The following is a 6200-nucleotide window of genomic DNA, read 5'->3' on the forward strand; positions in this document are numbered from 1 at the left end:
CCTGCAGATGATGCTGCAGAAGATCGTCAACGCCTCCGAGCAGGGCATGCTCAAGCCGGAGGGTTTCTTCGACAGCCTGCGCTCGCCCGCCGCCCAGTTCGGACGCGACGCCGCCCGGGGGACGACCAAACAGGCCACCCGTCTCGCCGACCTGGGGCTGCTCGGGGAATACCTCGACGATCTTCCCTATCGCAGTTCGATCATGGACCTGACACAGGAGGCCTGGGCAAGCTGGGGGCCAGAGAGACAGATCGAGCTGATCCGAAGCCTCCAGCGAAAAGTGAAACAATACGGGCGTTACAACGACGACTGGGAGAGCTGGGTGAACCTCGCCCAGACCGCCGACGGTGCCGGCGACTCTGTCTATCCGGTCCCGCTCGACGACATGCCCTGACACCGGACACGCGCCCGCACGACCAGCCACGAGATCACGCCCATGCCGACAACCCCTCAGTCCCGGTCTGCACCGCCACCGCCCCCGCCCCGCCTGCGGCGCGGCCTGCGCGAGGGCAACGGGCTCGCCCTGCGCGATCTGATCCATGATCGCAAGACCACCCTGGTGCTGGTCTTCACCGTCGCCGCCATCATCGCCCCGATGCTGCTGCTCTTCGGCCTCAAGAACGGGGTCGTCGCCACCATGATCGAGGGCCTGCTGAACGACCCGCGCATCCTCGAGGTCACGGTCTACGGCAACACGCGGCTCGAGCGCGACTGGTTCGAAGCCTACGCAGACCGGCCCGACGTGCGCTTCATCGTCCCGCGCACCCGGACCATCAGCGCCACAATCGATCTGTCCAACGCTGACGGCCAGCTCGAAGGCGCGGTCGAGCTCTTGCCTACCGCACCCGGTGATCCCTTGCTGCCGCCGGGCGTCGAGGCGCCCTCCGAGCCGACGCACGTCCTGATCACCGCGATGCTCGCCGAAAAGCTCGGTGTCCACATGGGTGACCCCCTCGTCGGCATCGTGCGGCGCGGCGTCGGCGCGAACCGCCAGACCCTGCGGCTGGAGCTCTTCATCGACGACATCCTGCCCGAGGCCAGCTATTCGGGGAACGCGATCTTCAGCCACCTGGACCTCCTCGTCGGCACCGAGGACTACCGCGACGGTCTGCGTGACGACCTCACGCCCGCCGCGCTGGCCAGCGCTCTCGCCGCCGCCCGCGGCCACTTCGCCAACGCCCGCGTCTATGCTGCCGACCTGGCCGGGGTCGAGACCGTCGCCGCCGCTATGCGCGCCGACGGGATCGAGATCCGCACCAAGGCCGACACCATCCAGAGCGTCATGGCCTTGGTGGAGACCCTCAAGTTCGTCTTCCTGGTGGTGGCCGTCATCGGCACCCTCGGCGGCGTGCTCGCCCTCGGCGGCGCACTCTGGGTCAACGTCGACCGCAAACGGCGCAGCCTCGCCCTGCTGCGCCTCTACGGCTTCGGCAACGGCACCATCGTCCTGGTCCCGCTCGCCCAATCCGCCGCCATCGCCACGGCCGGGTTTCTCTTCGCCTATGGCGCCTATCTCGGCGGCGCGACCACCTTCAACAACGTGCTCGGCCAAAACCTTCCCGGCCAAGGCTACGTCTGTCGTCTGGCACCCGAGCATCTGCTCCACGCCGCCGGCATCACGCTCCTCGTCGCCCTGCTCGCCGCCAGCGCCGCCGGTTTGCGCGCCAGCCGCGTCGACGCCGCCGAGTGCCTGCGTGAGCTCAGTTGAGGCCCGCGAGGATGCCAATCCTAGCCACGAGCCTCCCAATCACCCCTTACCCCCGTAACCCGTAACCCGTAGGACGGGCAGAGCGAGAGCGATGCCCATCCTCACGGGCACCGGCATCGCAACTCCCCGCACAACCGCAACCGGTGACCTCGCGAGAACCGGAAGCGGCCGGAATGCCGGCGTTGGAGCGGGAAAGATGGGCATCGCTCTGGCTCTGCCCATCCTACGAACAATGAACCTCGGAATCGGACGAAGGATGACGCGGGAACGTCTCCGGGGTCGAGCCGGTCGTGCGGGCGCGGTTGGGCATGGGCTGGCCCGACTCAGCCCGCAGCATGCGGCCGCGTGGAAAAATAAGCGACCAGGGGGCTCTTCCCCCTGGACCCCTGAAACACCAAGGCTCCGAGCGCTCCGCGAAAAGCCGAATCGCCCTCGCGATCAGGGGGTAAAGCGGTAAAGGGGTAGGATTTAAGGGTGTAAAGTCCTGGCGAGACGAAAACCGCCGCTCCTGCTGCGGTACCCGGGCTGGACCCCGACGCGGCCCGCCGCGCGCAGGAACCCCGGCTCGAGGCTCCAGGAGCCGCCGCGCACCGCCCGCGCGGCACGACTGGGGCGTTCGGCGCAGCGCTGCTCCGCCCCGGCATAGCGATTCTCATACTCCGAACAGGTCCACTCCCACACATTTCCCAACACCTCGTGCAACCCCCATGGATTCGCCGGCAAACTCGCAACCGGAACCGTCCGTTCGCGGTACACGCCGGTCTTGGCTCCGCAATTGGCGTAGTCATGATTTCCACCGTAGTTGGCCTGATCCGTGTGAATACACCGCCCCGTCCAAAACGGCGTCTGCGTCCCCGCGCGCGCGGCATACTCCCATTCGGCTTCCGTCGGCAACCGATACGACAGGCCGGTCTCTTTCGACAACCACTCGGCATAGGCCACCGCATCGTCCCAGCTCACGTTGATCACCGGACGCTCGCCACGTCCCCAGCCGGCATCCGAAGGCTTGTCTCGACGCGTCGCCTCGCAGAAGGCGTCGTACTGACCGAACGTCACCGCGGTCTTACCGATCGCAAAGGGCTCAATCCGCACTCGATGGCGCGGACCTTCGTCGTTGTCGCGCCCCGGTTCATCCTCCGGCGAGCCCATCCAAAACCGACCACCGGGCAGCGCGATCATCTCTGGCTCGAAGGCGTGTGTGAGCGGGATCAGCATCGGCTTCTTGAGTTGGCGTGGCTTCAGAGCCGTTGTCTTGGTCGGCTTCGACTCCGGGGGCGCCGCCGTGCCCTCCACGCCACCCGCGCCGACACGCGCCACGACCCGACGCCACAGCAGGGTCACGCCCGTCAGCACCAACAACACCACCCCCAACGGCACCCAGGACGGCCGCCCGGCCCGCTCGAACGCCAGAGACAGATCGGCCCACCAGCCCCACGGCCCGCGCGCCGCCGGCAACGCCACCGCCACCTGCGTCCAGCGCGCCGGCTCCACCGTATAGGATTCGCGCACCTGACCATACCCTTGCGCCGCCATCTCGAGCGCATACACCCCGGGCGCCAGTCCGCGCAGCGCCAGCGGTGCACCGGGCACGGCGCGCCCGACCGCGCGACCGTCCAGACGGACCTCGGAGGCGACATCGACGTTGACCTGCAGATGACCGGCGAGGCTCCGCGCAGCGCCCGGGGCCGCCAGAGCGCTCGCCAGCGCGATGGGACCAACTGCCCGGGGCGCGCGATCCAGCGCCAGCCGGTAGCCGTTGTCGGGGGCGCGGATCACCCCGCCGGGACCGTACAGCGGCACCTCGCTGCGCCGACGTGCACTGAGGTCTTCGGCCTTGGTGTGCACGCTCCCGCCCCGAATCACCGCCGCACCCACCTGACCGGGATAACGCCGGTCGCGGTTCAGCCCCAGCTGCAGCTCCTCGACGTTGCCGTAAACATCATGCAGACCCAGCGGATTGGCCGCGCGATAGCCGATCGGGCGCACCCGCCCGTCGGCATTGTCGGCATAGTAGGCGTGACCGCGCAGACCCTCGGGCATCGGATACACGGGCGCAGCAAACTGCTCCTGGGTGACCGCCCGCCCGCCGCGCGCGGCATACTCCCACTCCGCCTCCGTCGGCAGGCGCGCCACCACCCGATCCCCGTCCGCCACCCGCGGCACGCACAGCACGAGCGCGCTCGCGCAGTCGGACACCCCCGCGGCCCGCTCCTCCAGCCAGACACTCCACCCCGCCGCCGCCTGCACCGCATCCTGCCACGCCACCCGACCCTGCACCTGACGACCGCTCGACGCCACCGCCGGACAGGCACCGCCCGCCGCCGCCTGCAGCGTCGCATGCTGCAATGCGCTCACCTCGTATTTGCCCACCAGCAACGCCGGCTGCCCCGTCCCACCACCCGGAGCGCGATACGCGAACGGACCGCGCAGTCCATACAACGCGCGAGTCGCCGCGCTCGCACCCGGCGGCACCGTCCCGTCCGCCGCCACCCAGCGAAACACCATCGCCCCGCCGCAGGGCAAGGGCACGAAGACGTCGTCCTTCAGTGGCTTGGGGTTGTAGAGGGCGCGATCCCAGGTGATGCGCAACGCCTCGGCCGCGGTCGCCGCGCACGCGGGGATCAGTACCGCGACGAGCGCCACCGCGAGCAGCAGCAGGAGGGTCAGCCGCATGGCCGACGCAGGGAGCCGCCTGCGGAGCGCGCGCATCCAAGCCGGGAGCGGCGCACGCGGCGCGCGGTTCGGGCCAAACCCGGTGTCACGGAGTCTGAGCATGGCGGCGGTCTCGGAGCGTCCGCGACAGGTGCCGGTCAGCTCGAGCGGCCGGCATTGCGCGGTGCGGTGATCGGAGTGTGCATCTTAAACCGTGGCGCCCCGATGACGAGCGCCTGTCCTCCGCTGGAACCGATCGGCACGCGCGTCGGGTGGGCAAGGCCCGCGTGAGCGTGAGCGGCTTGAAGGCGAGCCGCGACGGTGGACGGGCGTGCCCGCCCTGCCCGCGCCTAAGCTTGAACGATGGGCGCGCGCGCCGAACCCGGAGGGTCCGGGCGGGCACCTCGCCCATCCTGAGACGTACGAACTGCCCGTCAGAGACCGGTGTTCGCGCGGAAAGCGCTCCAGCGTCGGGATCAGCCGGAGGATGAACCGTTACATATCCTCCAGCGCCGGGCCGGTCGTAAGCGCGGGGTTAGGCATGCGGCGGTCCGACTCAGCCGGCGGCATGCCGCAGGCACACAAAGCGCGCGAACAGTGGGTTCCGCCCGCTAGACCCCCGAAACACCCGGCCGCAACTCATCGACGCATGCCCAACGCCTCCGCTATCAAGAAGTAAACGGATAAGGACTTAAGGAGATAAGGTCCTGGCGAGACGAAAACCGCGGGCACTGCCGCGAATCTCGGGTTGGATCCTGCCGCGAGACGCCGCGCGCAGGAACCACGGTTCATCGATCCAGGAGCCGCCGCGCACCGCCCGCGCGGCACGACTGTTGCCGTCGGCGCAGCGCTGCTCCGCACCGGCATACCGTTCCGCATATTCCGAACAGGTCCACTCCCAGACATTCCCCGACACCTCGTGCAGCCCCCACGGATTCGCAGGTAAACTCCCTACTGGCGCCGTCCGACCGCGGTAATCCAGGATCTTGGCCTCGCAGTCGTTGTAATCGTATTTGCCGTTGTAATTTGCCTTCCTAGGGTGGATGCACCGACCCGTCCAAAACGGCGTCTGCGTCCCCCCGCGCGCTGCATACTCCCACTCCGCTTCGGTCGGTAACCGATAGCTGCGCCCAGTTTCATTGGACAGCCAATCGGCATACGCCATCGCATCATCCCAACTGAGGTTGATCACCGGACGCTCGCCGCGACCCCAGCCTCGATCTTTCGGTTTCGATCGACCGGTCGCATCACAAAAAGCATCGTACTGCAAAAAGGTCACCTCGGTCCGCCCCAGCTCGAACGCCTCGAGACACACCTCATGCGGCGCCTCGTCGCTGTCCCGATGCGGCTCATCGGAGGGACTGCCCATCCGAAAACATCCCGCCGCAATCGAGACCATCGCCGGCGCACCGCCCGGCACCCGCGCTTCCCGCTCCGCCACCTCGCGCGCACGCCGCGCCGCTTCGGCCACCTCGGCCAACCGCACCCGCGTCTCCGCATCCACATACCCCGTCGCCTCGAGCCTCGCCGCAGACTGAAACGCCCGCAACCCCGCACGCTCGGACGCCGCGAACGCATCCCCGCCCGCGCCCGCCGCATGACCGACCAACGTCAGCTCCGCCCGGATCTCCGCACGCGCCGCCCCGTCAAGATCCAATTCCGCCTCCCGCTCCGCCGGCGTCTGCGGGCGCAGCTTGAAATGGATTGCGCCGGGGCGGTGCACGCTCACCACCACGACCTACTCCTCGGCGGTGTAGCCGGCACCGCGCACCCCGATCCGCCGCTCCCCCGCTGCGATGCCCTCGCCCTCGAACGGAACCTGCGGGGTCGCCTCCCCCAC

3 protein-coding genes and 1 pseudogene are annotated in these 6200 nt (G+C 68.8%); 2 read left to right on the forward strand and 2 right to left on the reverse strand.

Annotated elements, in window-relative coordinates:
* Positions 1–394 (forward strand): annotated as a pseudogene (locus tag THIMADRAFT_RS24055) (vWA domain-containing protein); the annotation flags it as partial.
* 42 nt (positions 395–436) lie between these two features.
* On the forward strand, positions 437–1708 hold the full coding sequence (locus tag THIMADRAFT_RS24060) for an ABC transporter permease (protein ID WP_007195745.1): 1272 nt from the start codon (positions 437–439) through the stop codon (positions 1706–1708).
* Between the two features lie 468 nt (positions 1709–2176).
* Here THIMADRAFT_RS24060 and THIMADRAFT_RS24065 read toward each other — a convergent pair whose 3' ends face one another.
* Both THIMADRAFT_RS24065 and THIMADRAFT_RS24070 read right to left on the reverse strand, forming a co-directional pair.
* Positions 2177–4483: a formylglycine-generating enzyme family protein gene (locus THIMADRAFT_RS24065; RefSeq protein ID WP_007195746.1), complete on the reverse strand. Its 2307-nt coding sequence runs from the start codon at positions 4481–4483 to the stop codon at positions 2177–2179.
* Positions 4484–5051: 568 nt separating this feature from the next.
* Positions 5052–6089, reverse strand: a complete 1038-nt coding sequence (locus THIMADRAFT_RS24070; RefSeq protein ID WP_158308423.1) for an SUMF1/EgtB/PvdO family nonheme iron enzyme — start codon at positions 6087–6089, stop codon at positions 5052–5054.
* Positions 6090–6200: the final 111 nt, after the last annotated feature.

Origin of the sequence: Thiocapsa marina 5811, from assembly GCF_000223985.1 — a bacterium.
In the GTDB taxonomy this organism is placed as follows: domain Bacteria; phylum Pseudomonadota; class Gammaproteobacteria; order Chromatiales; family Chromatiaceae; genus Thiocapsa; species Thiocapsa marina.

What these genes read in the sequence shown, in the direction of transcription:
- THIMADRAFT_RS24060 (WP_007195745.1), top strand. Translation starts at nt 437, where the DNA reads ATGCCGACAACCCCTCAGTCCCGGTCTGCACCGCCACCGCCCCCGCCC.
- THIMADRAFT_RS24065 (WP_007195746.1), bottom strand. Translation starts at nt 4,483, where the DNA reads ATGCTCAGACTCCGTGACACCGGGTTTGGCCCGAACCGCGCGCCGCGT.